This is a genomic window from Dyella thailandensis, from assembly GCF_050749815.1.
Taxonomy (GTDB): domain Bacteria; phylum Pseudomonadota; class Gammaproteobacteria; order Xanthomonadales; family Rhodanobacteraceae; genus Dyella_A.
The window spans coordinates 2193429-2209004 of sequence record NZ_CP192735.1; the positions used below are offsets into that span (position 1 = coordinate 2193429).

The 15576-nt window shown below is 65.3% G+C and carries 15 protein-coding genes and 5 tRNA genes; 3 read left to right on the forward strand and 17 right to left on the reverse strand.

What is annotated here, in order from left to right:
* Positions 1-207: 207 nt before the first annotated feature.
* The 12 genes from rplL to ACQVBX_RS10260 form a co-directional block, all read right to left on the reverse strand.
* On the reverse strand, positions 208-579 hold the full coding sequence (gene rplL, locus ACQVBX_RS10205; protein ID WP_431633976.1) for a 50S ribosomal protein L7/L12: 372 nt from the start codon (positions 577-579) through the stop codon (positions 208-210).
* Positions 580-624: 45 nt separating this feature from the next.
* Positions 625-1158, reverse strand: a complete 534-nt coding sequence (gene rplJ, locus ACQVBX_RS10210; protein WP_431633977.1) for a 50S ribosomal protein L10 — start codon at positions 1156-1158, stop codon at positions 625-627.
* Between the two features lie 349 nt (positions 1159-1507).
* Entirely contained in the window at positions 1508-2215 is a 708-nt protein-coding gene (gene rplA / locus ACQVBX_RS10215) for a 50S ribosomal protein L1 (protein ID WP_431633978.1), read from the reverse strand.
* A 3-nt stretch (positions 2216-2218) separates the two neighbouring features.
* Positions 2219-2647, reverse strand: coding sequence for a 50S ribosomal protein L11 (gene rplK, locus ACQVBX_RS10220; protein ID WP_431633979.1), 429 nt, complete (start codon positions 2645-2647; stop codon positions 2219-2221).
* 251 nt (positions 2648-2898) lie between these two features.
* Complete coding sequence (gene nusG, locus ACQVBX_RS10225; RefSeq protein WP_431633980.1) at positions 2899-3459, reverse strand: transcription termination/antitermination protein NusG; 561 nt, start codon at positions 3457-3459, stop codon at positions 2899-2901.
* A 9-nt stretch (positions 3460-3468) separates the two neighbouring features.
* Entirely contained in the window at positions 3469-3864 is a 396-nt protein-coding gene (secE, locus tag ACQVBX_RS10230; protein ID WP_431633981.1) for a preprotein translocase subunit SecE, read from the reverse strand.
* A gap of 74 nt (positions 3865-3938) precedes the next feature.
* Positions 3939-4014: transfer RNA gene (locus ACQVBX_RS10235), tRNA-Trp, on the reverse strand.
* A 144-nt stretch (positions 4015-4158) separates the two neighbouring features.
* A complete protein-coding gene (gene tuf, locus ACQVBX_RS10240) occupies positions 4159-5349 on the reverse strand; it encodes an elongation factor Tu (protein WP_431633972.1) in 1191 nt (396 codons plus the stop codon).
* Positions 5350-5432: 83 nt separating this feature from the next.
* A tRNA-Thr gene (locus tag ACQVBX_RS10245) sits at positions 5433-5508 on the reverse strand.
* Positions 5509-5531: 23 nt separating this feature from the next.
* Positions 5532-5605, reverse strand: a tRNA-Gly gene (locus tag ACQVBX_RS10250).
* 31 nt (positions 5606-5636) lie between these two features.
* Positions 5637-5722, reverse strand: a tRNA-Tyr gene (locus ACQVBX_RS10255).
* Between the two features lie 169 nt (positions 5723-5891).
* Entirely contained in the window at positions 5892-6386 is a 495-nt protein-coding gene (locus ACQVBX_RS10260) for an acyl-CoA thioesterase (protein WP_431633982.1), read from the reverse strand.
* A gap of 100 nt (positions 6387-6486) precedes the next feature.
* On the opposite strand from ACQVBX_RS10260, the gene ACQVBX_RS10265 reads away from it, so the two are divergent.
* From ACQVBX_RS10265 to ACQVBX_RS10275, 3 genes are all read left to right on the forward strand, one after another.
* Positions 6487-8808: a SpoIIE family protein phosphatase gene (locus tag ACQVBX_RS10265; protein ID WP_431633983.1), complete on the forward strand. Its 2322-nt coding sequence runs from the start codon at positions 6487-6489 to the stop codon at positions 8806-8808.
* Positions 8805-9197, forward strand: coding sequence for an STAS domain-containing protein (locus tag ACQVBX_RS10270; RefSeq protein ID WP_431633984.1), 393 nt, complete (start codon positions 8805-8807; stop codon positions 9195-9197). Before ACQVBX_RS10265 ends, ACQVBX_RS10270 begins: the two co-directional genes overlap by 4 nt.
* Positions 9198-9535: 338 nt before the next feature.
* Positions 9536-11722 (forward strand): putative bifunctional diguanylate cyclase/phosphodiesterase, encoded by a 2187-nt coding sequence (locus ACQVBX_RS10275; RefSeq protein ID WP_431633985.1) that lies wholly within the window; start codon positions 9536-9538, stop codon positions 11720-11722.
* A gap of 193 nt (positions 11723-11915) precedes the next feature.
* Here ACQVBX_RS10275 and ychF read toward each other — a convergent pair whose 3' ends face one another.
* From ychF to ACQVBX_RS10300, 5 genes are all read right to left on the reverse strand, one after another.
* Positions 11916-13007 carry a redox-regulated ATPase YchF gene (gene ychF, locus ACQVBX_RS10280; RefSeq protein WP_431633986.1) on the reverse strand — a complete coding sequence of 364 codons (1092 nt, stop codon included), beginning with the start codon at positions 13005-13007 and terminating at the stop codon, positions 11916-11918.
* A gap of 98 nt (positions 13008-13105) precedes the next feature.
* A complete protein-coding gene (gene pth, locus ACQVBX_RS10285) occupies positions 13106-13687 on the reverse strand; it encodes an aminoacyl-tRNA hydrolase (RefSeq protein ID WP_431633987.1) in 582 nt (193 codons plus the stop codon).
* A gap of 54 nt (positions 13688-13741) precedes the next feature.
* Positions 13742-14386: a 50S ribosomal protein L25/general stress protein Ctc gene (locus ACQVBX_RS10290; RefSeq protein ID WP_431633988.1), complete on the reverse strand. Its 645-nt coding sequence runs from the start codon at positions 14384-14386 to the stop codon at positions 13742-13744.
* A gap of 120 nt (positions 14387-14506) precedes the next feature.
* Entirely contained in the window at positions 14507-15445 is a 939-nt protein-coding gene (locus ACQVBX_RS10295; protein ID WP_431638155.1) for a ribose-phosphate diphosphokinase, read from the reverse strand.
* A 52-nt stretch (positions 15446-15497) separates the two neighbouring features.
* Positions 15498-15574 (reverse strand) — tRNA-Gln (locus ACQVBX_RS10300).
* Positions 15575-15576 lie beyond the last annotated feature (2 nt).

Consider the following 15576-nt stretch of genomic DNA (forward strand, 5'->3'; position numbering starts at 1 on the left):
GCTGGCCATGCAGGCCCGGCGGGACATCAAAAAGACAGGAGTCAGAGGTCGGCACGCGGCCTCTCAGTACTGCCTTCCCGGGTGACGCGGTACGGCGGTAAAACGAGCCAGCACGCAACACTGGCCTTGCAACAGGCAAAGCCCGGGGGCTTGCGCCCCCAGGCTTGCGTGACGCTAGATCAAACTGATGGCGCGCAAGAGCGCCAATTACTTCAGTTCGACCGTGGCGCCGGCAGCTTCCAGATCCTTCTTGAACTTCTCGGCGTCTTCCTTCGAAGCCTGCTCCTTCACGACGCCACCGGCCTCGGTGAGGTCCTTGGCTTCCTTCAGGCCCAGGCCGGTGATCGCGCGAACGGCCTTGATCACGTCGACCTTCTTTTCGCCGGCGGACTTCAGGATCACGTCGAACTCGGTCTGCGCTTCGGCAGCCGGGCCGGCGGCGGCCGGGCCAGCGGCCATCATCACCGGGGCAGCGGCGGTGACGCCAAACTTCTCTTCGATGGCCTTCACCAGGTCCATCACTTCCATCAGCGACTTGGCGGCGACGGCTTCAACGATCTGTTCGTTGGTCAGGGACATTTGATTTACCTCTGGAAATAAAATCGGTTTGAAAAGGCGTCGAGCTTAGGCGGCGGTTTCGGCATCGGCCGGCGCGGCGGCGGCATCGCCACCACCCTGCTGATCGGCCACGGCCTTGACCACGCGGGCAAACATCGAAGCCGGCTCGGCCAGCACGCGGGCAAGCATGCCCAGCGCCTGCTCGAGGGTCGGCAGCGAGGCCAGCACGTCGACGTGCTCAGCCGGATACAGCTTGCCTTCCACGGAAACGACCTTCGCCTTCAGCTTGTCGTTGCCCTTGGCGAATTCCTTGATCAGGCGCCCGGCAGCACCGGGTTCCTCAGTCGAGAACGCATACAGCAGCGGACCGGTCAGGGCGTCCTTGACGACCTCGAACTCGGTACCGACCACCGCGCGCGACGCCAGCGTGTTCTTGACAACCTTCAAGAAAACGCCAGTTTCGCGAGCCTTGCGGCGCATCTCGGTCATCTGCGCGACCGTGGTGCCTGCGTACTCGGCTGCAACCAAGGAGTGGGCCTTGGCGGCGACTTCTGCCAGCTCGGCGACTACTTCTTGCTTCTGGGACAGATTGAGAGCCATTGCACTCCTCCAAATGAACTCCGCTCACGGCTCCTGCCGCTTGCGGTCCTGGGCGACGCCCTCCGTGACGTCGGGGACCCGATAAGGTCCCGGGTGGTGGCCTTTCCAGAAAAACGATTCCAGAAGGGGCAGCACCATCTGCGCAGGCCGAACTCCCGAAGGAGTCCGATTAAGCGGCCCCGCTTGCAACGACGGCGACTCCTTGCCAGCACGAGCTCCCTGCCCGTCGTCGTCGCGCGCTGAACGCGCCTGCGGTCTTTGACGGCGGCCCCGGCACAAGGCCGGGGCTACCCTCAAAAACTTGCCTGCACGGCCCTTAGGGGCCCCGGCAGGACTTGAACTTGCTTGCTTACTTCGCCGCGATGGTCAGCGACGAGGTGTCGACCGGCACGCCCACGCCCATCGTGCTCGACAGGGCGACCTTCTGCAGGTACTGGCCCTTGGCCGAAGACGGCTTCGCCTTCAGCAGGTCGGCGATCAGCATGTTGAGGTTGTCCGCGAGCTGGGACGCCTCGAAGCTGGCCTTGCCGATGGTGGCGTGGATGATGCCGGCCTTGTCGTTGCGGAACTTGACCTGACCCGCCTTGGCGTTCTTCACCGCGGTGGCGACGTCGGCCGTGACCGAGCCGTCCTTCGGGTTCGGCATCAGGCCGCGCGGGCCGAGCAGCTGGCCCAGCTTGCCGACCACGCGCATCGCGTCCGGCGTGGCGATCACGCGGCCGAAGTCGAGCTCGCCGGCCTGCATGCGCTCGGCCAGGTCGTCCATGCCGACCGCGTCGGCACCGGCGGCCTTGGCGGCCTCGGCCTTTTCACCGGCCGGCACGAACACGGCGACCTTGACGGTCTTGCCGGTGCCGTGCGGCAGCAGCGAGGAGCCGCGCACGCCCTGATCGGACTTCTTCGCGTCGATGCCGAGGCGCACGGCCACGTCGACCGACTCGGCGAACTTCGCCTTGGCGTTGTCCTTGATGATCTTCAGTGCGTCGTCCAGGGCGTACATCTTGCCCGGCTGCACCGCGGCCTGGGCCGCCTTCATACGCTTCGTCAGCTTTGCCATGTCTTAGCCCTCCACAACCAGGCCCATGGAACGGGCACTACCGGCGATCGTACGAACCGCAGCATCCAGATCAGCCGCCGTCAGGTCGGCGTCCTTCTGCTTGGCGATCTCTTCCAACTGGGCGCGGGTCACCTTGCCCACCTTGTCGGTGTTCGGCTTCGGCGAACCCTTCGCGGTGTTGGTGAGCTTCTTCAGCCAGTAGGTGGCGGGGGAGGTCTTCATCACGAAGGTGAAGCTGCGATCCGAATACGCGGTGATGACCACCGGCACCGGAGCGCCCTGCTCCATCTTCTGCGTGGCGGCGTTGAACGCCTTGCAGAATTCCATGATGTTCAGGCCACGCTGACCGAGCGCCGGACCGACGGGCGGCGACGGGTTGGCCTGACCGGCCTTGACCTGAAGCTTGATGTAGCCAGTAACTTTCTTTGCCATGGGATTTTCCTCGCGAGTGCAAGCGCCTTGCGGCTCCTCGCAGCATGTCGTTCCTTGACGATGGAAGGCCCGCCTTCTGGCGGGCATCTGAAAACGCGGACACGCAGAGGCAGGAAAGCCCCGGCGTGAACCGCGTAGTTTAGAGATTGATCATGTTTTAAGCAAGCGGCGCGCCAAGGAGGCGCGATGGCACTGCGGCGAACGGACCACCGGCGGTCGCGCCGCGCTATGGGAGGCGCCCGGAAGGCTGGTCAGGCCTTCTCCACCTGCCCGAATTCCAGCTCGACCGGCGTCGAACGACCGAAGATCAACACCGCCACGCGCAGGCGGCTCTTCTCGTAGTTGACCTCTTCGACCACGCCGTTGAAGTCGTTGAACGGGCCATCGGTGACGCGGACCATCTCGCCCGGCTCGAACAGCACCTTGGGACGCGGCTTTTCCACGCCCTCACGGACCCGACTGAGGATGGCGTCCGCCTCGCTGTCACGGATCGGCAGCGGCTTGTCGGCCGTGCCGCCGATGAAGCCCATCACCTTCGGGGTTTCCTTCACCAGGTGCCAGCACTCGTCATCGATGCGCGGCCCCTTGCCCTCGGTGTCCGTCTCGATCTGCACCAGAACGTAACCCGGGAAGAACTTGCGCTCGCTGCGGCGCTTCTGGCCGGCGCGCATCTCGATCACTTCCTCGGTCGGCACCAGCACTTCGCCGAACTTCTCTTCCATGCCGGCGCGCTTGATGCGCTCGTCCAGCGAACGCTTGACCTGGTTTTCGAAGCCCGAATAGGCGTGCACCACATACCAACGCTTGCTCATGCCCACACCTCACGAACCCAGCTTGAGCAGCCAGTCGAGCACGACCGACTTAAGGATCAGGTCGATCAGACCCAACAGGAGCGACAACACGACAACCACCAGAATGATGACCGCCGTGGTCTTGACCGTTTCGTCGCGGGTCGGCCATACGACCTTGCGCAACTCGAACTGCGACTCGGCCACGAAGCCCTTCAGGCGACGCCCCGGCGCGGTGAATGCTGCAATCGCCATCGCCGCGACGATCGCCACGATGACGCCCAGCACGAGCACCGACTGCGGCACGCTGCCGTCACTGCCATACCAGGAGTACGCAAAAATGCCGGCCACGAGCACCAGCCCGGCCAGCACCAGCTTGCCAATGTCTCCGGCGCTCGTGCCCCGGGATTGTTCTGCCTTGGTATTCATGCGCACCAGGCGGATGCGGCGATGACCGTCATGGCGACCGACCCCGCACTACCCGCCATCGCTCCTCGCAAAGATGGCACGCCAGGAGGGACTCGAACCCCCAACCTGCGGTTTTGGAGACCGCTGCTCTGCCAATTGAGCTACTGGCGTACTGAAGTTTCAAAAACGAGCAAAGTCGCACGCTTTGCCAACTGCAGGGTGGCGCGTTTCGCGCCCGAAAGGCGAGGGCTGGCATGGCCGCCCCCACCTCCCGACCCGGCAGTCAACCCAGCGGGCGACTTGCCACTTTACTGCTTACTTGATGACCTTGGCCACCACGCCGGCGCCGACGGTGCGGCCGCCTTCGCGGATCGCGAAGCGCAGGCCTTCGTCCATCGCGATCGGGTGGATCAGGCTCACCACCATCTTCACGTTGTCGCCCGGCATCACCATCTCCACGCCTTCCGGCAGGGTCACGGCACCGGTCACGTCGGTCGTGCGGAAGTAGAACTGCGGGCGGTAGCCCTTGAAGAACGGGGTATGACGACCACCCTCATCCTTCGACAGCACGTACACCTCGGCCTCGAAGTCGGTGTGCGGGGTGATCGAGCCGGGCTTGGCCAGCACCTGGCCGCGCTCCACGTCGTCACGCTTCAGGCCGCGCAGCAGCAGGCCCACGTTGTCGCCCGCCTGACCCTGATCCAGCAGCTTGCGGAACATTTCCACGCCGGTCACGGTGGTCTTCTGCGTGTCGCGGATACCCACGACCTCGATTTCCTCGCCCACCTTGATGATGCCGCGCTCGACGCGACCGGTCACCACGGTGCCGCGACCGGAGATCGAGAACACGTCTTCCACCGGCATCAGGAACGGCTTGTCGATGTCGCGCTGCGGCTCGGGGATGTAGCTGTCCAGCGCGTCCACCAGCGCAATGATCGCCGGCACGCCGATCTCGCTCTGATCACCTTCCAGCGCCTTCAGCGCCGAACCCTTGATGATCGGCGTGTCGTCACCCGGGAAGTCGTACTTCGACAGCAGCTCGCGCACTTCCATCTCGACGAGCTCCAGCAGCTCGGCGTCGTCCACCATGTCCGCCTTGTTCAGGAAGACCACGATGTACGGCACGCCCACCTGGCGCGACAGCAGGATGTGCTCACGCGTCTGCGGCATCGGGCCATCGGCGGCCGAGCACACCAGGATCGCGCCGTCCATCTGCGCCGCACCCGTGATCATGTTCTTCACGTAGTCGGCGTGGCCCGGGCAGTCCACGTGGGCGTAGTGGCGGTTCGGCGACTCGTATTCCACGTGTGCGGTCGAGATCGTGATACCACGCGCCTTCTCTTCCGGCGCCGCGTCGATCGCGTCGTACGCCTTGAATTCACCACCGAAGCGCTCTGCGCCGATCTTCGTCAGCGCCGCCGTCAGCGTCGTCTTGCCGTGGTCCACGTGACCGATCGTGCCCACGTTGACGTGCGGCTTGGTGCGCTCGAATTTACCCTTTGCCATACGCTTTAAACCCCGATGGAGTCAATTGAAGTGAAGAAATCTCTTTCGCAGAGAAAGCCGGACAAGCCGGCCTTCCGCTGGACTGGTGCTCATGACTGGAATCGAACCAGCGACCTCTTCCTTACCAAGGAAGTGCTCTACCGACTGAGCTACATGAGCGAATTGCTTGAGGTCGAGTTCAATGGAGCGGGAGACGGGAATCGAACCCGCACCATCAGCTTGGAAGGCTGAGGTTCTACCGTTGAACTACTCCCGCCTCGATCGAATCAACCTTCGCGGAACCTGACTGGTGGAGGGAGGTGGATTCGAACCACCGAAGGCGTAAGCCAGCAGATTTACAGTCTGCCCCCGTTGGCCGCTTGGGTATCCCTCCAACAAAGAACGCCTATTGTCGCCACGCCCCCGAAGACTGTCAACACTATTGCGGGGTTTTCACGACGATCAGGCGACCGCGCCGCAACGCGGGGCGCGCATGATGCGCGGATCGACCCGGCAGCACAAGCCTCGCTTGCTGTTCGCGCCGACCAAAACCGGGTTCCGGCTCAGGCCGTCGGCGCGCCGGGATGGAGCGACACCACCTGCCGCTCCATCGCCTTGGACATGTCCATCAGGCGGCGGGCGTATTCCTGCAGGCGCACGTCGTCGTCGTTGCGCGGCACCCACGTCGGCACCGGCGTCGGCTTGCCCTCGGGGCTGTCCAGCGCCACGAACACCATCACGCAACTGGTCGCCAGGCGCGGCTCGCCGCTGCGCAGGTCGCTGGCCTGCACGTCGACGGCCAGATGCATGCTGCTGGTGCCGGTGTGGATCAGCCGCGCCTTCACCGTCACCAGATCGCCGATCAGGATCGGCTTGACGAACTGGATGCCGCTGACCGATGCAGTCACGCAGTACGCGCCGCTCCAGCCCACGGCGCAGGCATAGCCGGCCTGGTCGATCCACTTCATCACCATGCCGCCGTGCACCTTGCCGCCGAAATTGACGTCGGTGGGCTCGGCGAGAAAGCGGAAGGTGACTTCGTTCTGTTGGCCGGGCATCGCGGGGCTCCACGTTCTGAAAGCGTGAAGTATGCGGCCTGATCGCTCCTTGCGGGCAACCGCGCGGCGTGGCTAGATGCGTTGGGACCGGGAGGTGCGCATGAGGGGTTTGCGCAGTATCGCTTCACGCTTGTCGCTGTGGAGCCTGCTCGGCTCGACGGTCGTCATCGTGGCCAGTGGCCTGGTGCTGCTTGGCCACCTGCGCGAGCAGTGGCTGCTGTCCGCCCACCGTGAAGGCGGCACGCTCGCGGTAGCCGCGGCCAACGGCATCGAGGCGCACATCGAGCGCGTCACCGAGGCGACCCGGCTGCTGGCACGATTGGCCGCGAGCCGCTCCGATCGCACCGAAGACCTCGCGCGCACCACCCTCTCCGCCAACGCCGATCTGGCCGGCCTGTCCTTTACCTGGGTGCCGGACGATCCGGCCGCGCCTCCGCCGGCGCCGTTCGTCGACCGGCTGACCGACGGCACGCTGGGGCAGCGCGATCTGCGCGGCGACGCCACGCGCTACTGGGAGCAGCCCTGGTTCCTGCATGGTCTGGCCTGCCCCAATGGCTGCTGGCAGCAGCCGTTCTTTTCCCAGTCGCGCCAGCGACGCCTGATCAACTACTCCGTCGCCATCCAGGACAACGGGCGCGCCGTCGGCCTGGTCAACGCCGACGTGACACTGGAATGGCTGCAGGGGGTGCTTGGCACCTTGCGCCGCCCGGATGGCGCCCAGCTGTTCGTGGTGGATGCCCAGCAGCACTTCCTGGCCCATGACCGCAGCACGCTGCTGGGCGCACCCGCCTCGCCCGCACTGGTCGCCGCGCTGCGAAGTGCAGCGACGCAGCCGCAGGCGCTGTCCGTGCACGGACTAGCCGACGTCACCGAGCCGTCGTGGATCTACAGCGCGCCCGTCCACGGCACGTCCTGGACGCTGGGACTGCAGGTGCCGCAGGCGCTGATGGAGCGCAGCCTGCGCCAGCTGGTGATGCGCGAACTGATCCTCGGGTTGCTCGCGATGCTGGGTATCGCACTGATGATCCTGCTGGTGACCCGGCGCACGCTGGCGCCGCTGGCCGTGCTCACCGGTCGGGCCGAGCACGTCGCCCGCGGCGAGCTGGACTTCGCGCTGCCGAAGGTGCGCCGGCGTGACGAGATCGGCCGCCTTACCCAGGCCTTCGACACGATGCGCACGCAGCTGGCGCTTCATCTGGCCCGGCTCACCCGGGCCACCCGCGAACAGGAGCGACTGCGCAGCGAACTGGAGATCGCCCACCAGATCCAGGTCGCCCTGCTGCCCAACGAGCACTATCTCGACGCGCACTGCGCCACCTTCGAGCTGCACGCCCTGCTGCGTCCGGCCCGCGCAGTGGGCGGTGACCTTTACAGCTACTTCATGCTCGACCAGCAGCACTTCTGCGTGATGGTGGGCGACGTGTCGGACAAGGGCATCCCGGCGGCGCTGTTCATGGCGCGCGCCATCACCCTGGCCAAGGCGCTGGCGCCACGGGCCCGCCGCCCGCACCAGCTGTTGGAGCAACTCAACCGCGAACTGTGCCGCGGCAACGACAGCTGCATGTTCATCACCCTGCTGTGTGGCGTTCTGAACACCAGCGACGGCCGGCTGGTGATGGCCAGCGCCGGGCACGAAGCCCCGATCCTCTGCCGCGCTGGTCACAGCGCGCTGTTCGAGATCGAGACCGGCCCGGCCATCGGCCTCGACGAGGAAGCGAGCTATGGCGAGCAGACCCTGATGTTGCAGGCGGGCGACACGCTGCTGATGTACACCGATGGCATCACCGAAGCCGGCAACGCGGCCGGCGACATGTACGGCATCGAGCGCACCCTGGCCAGCCTGCTGCGCGCGCCGGCGCCGGACTCGCCGAGTGCATTTACCGATCGCCTGCTGAGCGACGTCGACGCCTTCGCCGCCGGTCACGACCAGACCGACGACATCACCATCCTCGCCCTGAGCTGGCACCACCACGCGACGCAGGAGGAGCGCATGCTTGAGTTGACCATGAAACCCACCGTCGAAGGCGTCTTCGACGCCCTCGACCGCTGCGACAGCGTGCTGCACGACGCGGGCATCGCCGCCGGCACGCGCGAGGACGTGCGGCTGGTGCTGGAGGAGTTGATGGTCAACATGGTGCAGCACGGCCACGACGGCTCCAGCGACGGCAAGATCCGCCTGCGCCTGCGCCCCTCTGCCGAGGTGGTGCAGGTGGAGCTGCACGACAACGGTGCGCCATTCGACCCGCTGGAAGCGGCGCCGCCGGCGTTGAGTGGCGACGTCGCCGATGCGCAGGAAATCGGCGGCCTGGGCATCCACCTGGTGCGCGCGATGGCCAGCGAACTGATCTACAACCACGACAGCGAAGGCAACCACCTGCAGCTCCGCTTCATCCATCCCGATCACACGGAACCGACGCCATGACGTTCGAACTGCACCCGGAAAAGACCGCCGCCAATCGCCTCGTCATGCACCTCAAGGGGCGCCTGGACGCCATGACCTACCTCGACTTCGACCAGGCCGCCCAACCGCTGCTGGACGCGCTGGCGCGCGGCTCTACGGTGGTGCTCGACCTGGCCGGGCTCGACTACATTTCCAGCGCCGGGCTGCGCAGCGTGGCGCGCATCCGCAAGGCCACCCGCGCGATCGACGGGCACACCCTGCTGCTGGACCCGCAGCCGCAAGTGCGCAAGGTGTTCGACATCGTCAAGGCCGTACCGGTGAGCGAGGTGTTCACCAGCACCGGCGAGCTGGACGCCTACCTGGACCGCATCCAGCGGCGCGTTGTGGAGGGCGACGACAACGAGTCATGAGTAGCGGCGCCTCTGACGATTGCAAACAGGCGCCAAGGAGGCCGATTCCAACCCACAGGCATGCCCCCCCGCCGCAGACTTTGGCGCGCGCTCGTTGAATGGATGCACCACGCTTCTGCGTGGACATCGGGCAACCCGGCCTTGCGCGATTCAGCTTGCTCAGTCCGGCTGCGAAATCTTTCTGGCTTGTTGATCGGGCTCGGGGAGCGTCCGCGAGATCGTGGTTTCAGCCAGCGCTCGACAAAGGCGCCCGGCAGGAGTGAAATGATCGCAGAATCAGGAAGATGCCGGACTGGGTTTGCCATGCCTCGCCAGCTGCCACGCGAAGGAAATTTCGAATGAAATGTCCATTCATTCCGCCCAACGAGAACGAACGGCTGCGAGCTCTGGGCTCGTATGGCCTGGGAGGATCCAGACCACTGCCCTCCCTCGATCCGGTGGTCAGGGTCGCCGCCCGCATGTTTGGCACCCCTGCGGCCGCGGTGAACATGATCGGCAGCGACCACGTCTTTTTCGCGGCGAGCACCGGCATCGGCACGGTAGACATGAGCCGTGAGGCATCCTTCTGCGCCCATGCCATCACCCAGAACGATGTGATGGTCGTGCCCGACGCGCGGCTTGATGAGCGCTTTCATGACAATCCGCTGGTGATCGGCTCTGCCAACCTGCGCTTCTACGCGGGCGTCCCGCTGCTGTCGCCCGAGGGGCATGCGCTGGGCGCGCTATGCGTGATCGACAGCCAGCCCCGGGAGTTTTCCGAAGAAGACCGTGCAAGGCTGCGCGAACTGGCCAAGATGGCGATGGATCGCCTGGAGCTGCGCCGCCTCGAGATGTCCACCGAGCAGGCACAGCGCCCATTCGAGGAGTTCGCGCGCCACTCGCCGACCGCCGTTGTTTGGTTCAATGCGCAGCGCGAGATCGTGGCCTGGAACAAGGCTGCCGCGGCATTGCATGGCTACGATCTGAAGGAAGGGCATGGTGAGCTGGTTGATGCGCTCATCCCCGAACGGGAGCGTTCCGCCTTTCGCAAACTGGTCGAGCAGGCAGTAGCCGCGGGGACATTCGACCAACTGCCTATGCCGACATCCATCCACGGCCTGCGCAAGGATGGGACGGAGTTCGAGCTTGGCCTCTCGCTTTTCTGCTGGAAGGACCGCGGCCAGCTGGTCTTCAACGCGCATCTGCAGGACATCACCGCCCGCAAGAGGGAGGAAAAGGAACTTCTCCGTCTCGCCACCACGGACATTCTGACCGGACTTGCCAACCGCGCCCGCTTCTACAGAAGCGTCGAAGAAGCATTGGCAAAATCTGCGTCCGTAGCTGTCGTAATGATTGACCTTGATGGCTTCAAGGACGTCAACGATACCTTGGGACACACAGTGGGCGATGACATCCTGTGCGAGGTTGCACGGCGACTGGAGTCGGCGCTTGGGTCACGGGGCCTGGTTGCCCGCATTGGCGGCGATGAGTTTGGCTTGCTGTTACAGGTAGATACGCCGGAACAAGCGCATGCCGTCGCGCAGTCAGTCATCGACCGCGTGGCGGAAGCCATCCGGGTCGATGCCCATGCAGTGCGGGTAACGGCGAGCTGCGGCATCGCCGTGGCACCGCTGCATGCGCAGGAGGCGCTGGAGCTGATCGGAAACGCCGACCTTGCGCTATTCCACGCCAAGCGCCTGGGCGGTGCAACAGCATTCGTCTTTGTACAGGCGCTGCGCATGGAAGCGGTAGCCCGCCATCTCTACGGGCTTGGGTTGCATCGCGCCGTGCACGAAGGGGAGTTCGTATTGTTCTACCAGCCGCAGGTCCGGCTGTCCGATGGTGCGCTAGCAGGCGCCGAGGCATTGATCCGCTGGAGGCATCCAGAGCGAGGATTGCTATCGCCAGCCGCCTTTTTACCCGCGCTGGAGAATGGCCCGCTTGCGGCAACCGTCGGCGCGTGGGTACTCGACGAAGCCTGTGCGCAGACGGCGCTTTGGCGACGCCGCGGGGCGGGGAATTTCCGTATCAGCGTGAACTTGTTTGGAGCCCAGTTCCGCGTCGACGACCTGGCAGCACATGTCATCTCCGCACTTGAGCGGCATGGGCTGCCACCTCAGGCCTTGGAGCTGGAGATCACCGAGAACATCGTCCTCAATCATGATGATGTGGTACTGCAGTCGCTCCGCCTGCTGCGCGAACACGGCGTGGGCGTTGCGTTCGACGATTTCGGAACTGGATTCGCCTCGCTGAGCCTGCTCAAGCGCTACCCACTCAGTCGCATCAAGATCGACCGCTCCTTCGTGCAGAACATGCTCGAATCCGGGCAAGACACTGCCGTCATCCGTGCGGTGCTCGATATGGCAAAAGCCTTCTCGCTGGAAACCATCGCCGAGGGAGTGGAAACGAACGAGCAATGCAGTGCACTGCGACAGGTCGGATGCACCGAGGGGCAAGGCTATCTGTTCGCCCGACCGCTGCCTGCCGCGGAGTTCGCCGAAACCTTTGGCATCCTCCCTCCAATTACGCTATCTCGGCACGCCTGACCTCGAACGAGGGCGGGCATCAAGCGGCCCGATCTCCCGCACGCTATTCAAGGCCGTCCGTTGCACACCACTCACGGAGCGCTCCAGAACCCGAGGGCGACGAGCAGCAGCACGGCCGCGTAAAGTCGCGGCCTCACTGAAGGCTCCGTAAGCCCCTGGCAGTTCACGCTACAACAAATGGCGTTGGCGCATCTCAGACGTTGAACAGGAAGTGCAGCACGTCGCCTTCCTTGACGATGTACTCCTTGCCTTCCTTGCGCAGGCGCCCGGCCGCCGCTGCACCGGCCTCGCCCTTGTACTGGATGAAATCGTCGTAGCCGATCGTCTCGGCGCGGATGAAACCGCGCTCGAAATCGGTGTGGATCACGCCGGCGGCCTGCGGCGCGGTGGCGCCCTTCTTCACCGTCCAGGCGCGCACTTCCTTCACGCCTGCGGTGAAGTAGGTCTGCAGGCCGAGCAGCTTGTAGCCGGCGCGGATCACGCGGTTCAGGCCTGGCTCTTCCAGCCCGAAATCCTTGAGGAACTCGTCGCGGTCGGCATCGTCCAGCTGCGAGAGCTCTTCCTCGATCGCCGCACACACCGGCACCACTTCGGCGCCCTCGCTGGCGGCGCGCTCGCGCACCGCATCCAGGTGCGGGTTGTTCTCGAAGCCGTCCTCGCGCACGTTGGCGATGTACATCAGCGGCTTGAGCGTGAGCAGGAACAGGTCGCGCACCAGCGCCTTCTCTTCCTCGTCCAGCCCAAGGCTGCGCGCGGAGCGCCCCTCGTTGAGACCGGCGGAAAGCTTCTGCAGCACCGGCTTTTTCGCCAGCGCTTCCTTGTCGTTGGCCTTGGCCGCGCGCTCGGCACGATTGAGCGCCTTGTCCACCGACTCCAGGTCGGCCAGCGCCAACTCGGTGTCGATCGTCTCGATGTCGGCGATCGGATCGACCTTGCCGGCCACGTGCACGATGTCGCCGTGCTCGAAGCAGCGCACCACGTGGGCGATCGCGTCGACCTCACGGATGTGCGCGAGGAACTTGTTGCCCAGGCCTTCGCCCTTCGACGCGCCGGCGACCAGCCCGGCGATGTCGACGAACTCCACCGCAGTGGGAATCAGCTTCTGCGGCTTGACGATCTCGGCCAGCGCATTGAGGCGCGGGTCCGGCACCGGCACCACGCCCACGTTCGGCTCGATCGTGCAGAACGGAAAATTCGCCGCCGCGATGCCGGCCTTGGTCAACGCATTGAATAGGGTGGACTTGCCGACGTTGGGCAGGCCGACGATGCCGCATTTGATGCCCATGGGTGACTCCGGAGCTGTGTATTTCTGGCGTCACGCCCGCGCAAGCGGGAACGACGGCGCGTAAATGAGGATGACCCGGTGGCCTGACAGAACGCCCATCACGGGCCGACCGTATGCAACTGCTGCATCGCCTTGTCGAACTGCCCGGCAACCGCCAGCGGCAACACGTCCAGCGCGCGCGAAATGCCGTCGAGGATGGCGTCTTCATCCGGTGTCGACGGCTTGCCCAGCACCCACGGCGTCACCCGGTCCTTGTGACCCGGATGGCCGATACCGATGCGCAGGCGATGGTACTTGCCATGGCCCAGGTGCGCGGCGATGTCGCGCAGGCCGTTCTGGCCGCCGTGGCCGCCGTCGAACTTCATTCGCACGGTGCCGGCGGGCAGATCCAGCTCGTCGTGCGCCACCAGGCACTCGGACGGCTCGATCTTGTAGTAGCGCAGCGCCGAAGCCACGGCGATGCCGCTCTTGTTCATGAAGGTGGACGGCTTGAGCAGCCACACCGGCTCGGCGCCAATGCGTACGCGGCAGGCCTCGCCGTGCAGCTTGCCGTCGAAAGCGAAACGCTCGCCCTGCGACGCTGCCAGGGCGTCCACAAACCAGAACCCGGCGTTGTGCCGGGTTCGGAGATATTCGGTACCGGGGTTGCCCAGCCCGACGATGAGTCGAAGTCCTGCCATGCGTCTGGCAAGCCGACACCGCCCGCGCCGCTGAGGGCGCGGGCGGATGCGGGCTTACTTCTTGTCGCCAGCCGGCTTCTCTTCGCCTTCGGCGGCAGCCGGGGTCTCTTCGACCTCTTCCTTCACCGTGTTGGCGGTGACGACGGCGATGTCGTGGTCGGCGCCCAGAGCCAGGGCCGGCAGTTCCACGCCCGCGGGCAGCTTGATCTGCGAGAGGTGGACGATGTCGCCGGGCTTGAGGCCAGCCAGGTCGAGCTCGATGAACTCCGGCAGATCCTTCGGCAGGCAGGACACTTCCAGCTCGGTCAGGTTGTGCGAGATCACCACGCCGGAGGTCTTGCCGGCGGCCGAGGTCTCCTGGTTGAGGAAGTGCAGCGGCACGTTCACGCGCACGGCGGCGTTCTCATCGATGCGCAGGAAGTCCATGTGCATCATCTGCTGCTTGTACGGGTGCTTCTGCCAGTCACGCACCAGCACCTTCTGCACGTTGCCGTCGACGTTCAGGTCGAGCACGGAGGAGAAGAACCACTCGTGCTTGGCGGCGAGCAGGATGGTGTTGTGCTCGATCTGGATGCTCTGCGGCGGCAGCTTGCCACCGTAGACGACGGCCGGCACGAACGACGCACGACGCAGGCGGCGGCTCGCACCTTTCCCCTCGTCCTTGCGGCTCTCGGCCTTGATTTCATGGGTCTTGGACATTGGTCTACTACCTTGGTTTGGAAACGCCGCCTTGCGGCGGCGGAGTGACTTTCCCGCGACCAGGAAAGTCGGTTTTCGCCAAGCGGAAGCGGGCCGTGTGGCCGACCCGCCCGGCGTGAATCAATCCACGTACAGCGAACTCACCGACTCGCCGAAGGCGATGCGGCGAATGGTTTCGGCCAGCAGCTCGGCGACCGAGAGCTGGCGGATCTTGGCGCAGCCCAGCGCGTCGGGGCGCAGCGGCAGCGTGTTGGTGACCACCAGCTGATCCAGCTGCGAGCCTTCGACGTTGCGGATGGCCGCGCCCGACAGCACCGGGTGCACGCAGTACGCCACCACCTTGCGCGCGCCGCGCTCCTTCAGCGCCGCCGCCGCCGCGCAGAGCGTGCCGGCGGTATCGACGATGTCGTCCACCAGCACGCAGGTCTTGCCGTCGACGTCGCCGATGATGTTCATCACCGTGGCCACGTTGGCCTTCGGGCGGCGCTTGTCGATGATCGCCAGGTCCGCGTCGTCCAACCGCTTGGCCAGCGCGCGGGCGCGCACCACGCCGCCGACGTCCGGGCTCACCACGATCAGGTCGTCCATCGAGTGGTTGCGCCAGATGTCCGCCAGCAGGATCGGCGAGGCGTAGACGTTGTCCACCGGGATGTCGAAGAAGCCCTGGATCTGGTCGGCGTGCAGGTCCACCGTGAGCACGCGGTCGACGCCGGCGGTGCCGATCATCTTGGCCACCATCTTCGCCGTGATCGGCACGCGCGCCGAGCGCGGGCGTCGATCCTGACGGGCGTAGCCGAAGTACGGGATCACCGCGGTGACGCTGGCCGCCGAGGCACGCTTGAGCGCGTCCACCAGGGTCAAGAGCTCGAACAGGTTCTCCGCGCTCGGCGCGCCGGTCGGCTGCAGCACGAACACTTCCTGGCGGCGTACGTTCTCCTCGATCTCGATCTGCACCTCGCCATCGCTGAAGGTGCCGACCAGGGCCTTGCCCAGCGGCATGCCCAGGCGATGCGCCACGTCCTCGGCCAACGCGCGGTGGGCATTGCCGGTAAAGAGCATCGGGCTGGACGTATCCACTGACAATTCCTCTCGACCTACGGCCTTGGTTGAATGGCTGGGGCGGCAGGATTCGAACCTGCGCATGCGGGAATCAAAATCCCGTGCCTTAACCAGCTTGGCGACGCCCCAGT

Coding starts and splice junctions, on each gene's coding strand:
- rplL (WP_431633976.1), bottom strand. CDS start 579: ATGTCCCTGACCAACGAACAGATCGTTGAAGCCGTCGCCGCCAAGTCG.
- rplJ (WP_431633977.1), bottom strand. CDS start 1,158: ATGGCTCTCAATCTGTCCCAGAAGCAAGAAGTAGTCGCCGAGCTGGCA.
- rplA (WP_431633978.1), bottom strand. CDS start 2,215: ATGGCAAAGCTGACGAAGCGTATGAAGGCGGCCCAGGCCGCGGTGCAG.
- rplK (WP_431633979.1), bottom strand. CDS start 2,647: ATGGCAAAGAAAGTTACTGGCTACATCAAGCTTCAGGTCAAGGCCGGT.
- nusG (WP_431633980.1), bottom strand. CDS start 3,459: ATGAGCAAGCGTTGGTATGTGGTGCACGCCTATTCGGGCTTCGAAAAC.
- secE (WP_431633981.1), bottom strand. CDS start 3,864: ATGAATACCAAGGCAGAACAATCCCGGGGCACGAGCGCCGGAGACATT.
- tuf (WP_431633972.1), bottom strand. CDS start 5,349: ATGGCAAAGGGTAAATTCGAGCGCACCAAGCCGCACGTCAACGTGGGC.
- ACQVBX_RS10260 (WP_431633982.1), bottom strand. CDS start 6,386: ATGCCCGGCCAACAGAACGAAGTCACCTTCCGCTTTCTCGCCGAGCCC.
- ACQVBX_RS10265 (WP_431633983.1), top strand. CDS start 6,487: ATGAGGGGTTTGCGCAGTATCGCTTCACGCTTGTCGCTGTGGAGCCTG.
- ACQVBX_RS10270 (WP_431633984.1), top strand. CDS start 8,805: ATGACGTTCGAACTGCACCCGGAAAAGACCGCCGCCAATCGCCTCGTC.
- ACQVBX_RS10275 (WP_431633985.1), top strand. CDS start 9,536: ATGAAATGTCCATTCATTCCGCCCAACGAGAACGAACGGCTGCGAGCT.
- ychF (WP_431633986.1), bottom strand. CDS start 13,007: ATGGGCATCAAATGCGGCATCGTCGGCCTGCCCAACGTCGGCAAGTCC.
- pth (WP_431633987.1), bottom strand. CDS start 13,687: ATGGCAGGACTTCGACTCATCGTCGGGCTGGGCAACCCCGGTACCGAA.
- ACQVBX_RS10290 (WP_431633988.1), bottom strand. CDS start 14,386: ATGTCCAAGACCCATGAAATCAAGGCCGAGAGCCGCAAGGACGAGGGG.
- ACQVBX_RS10295 (WP_431638155.1), bottom strand. CDS start 15,445: ATGCTCTTTACCGGCAATGCCCACCGCGCGTTGGCCGAGGACGTGGCG.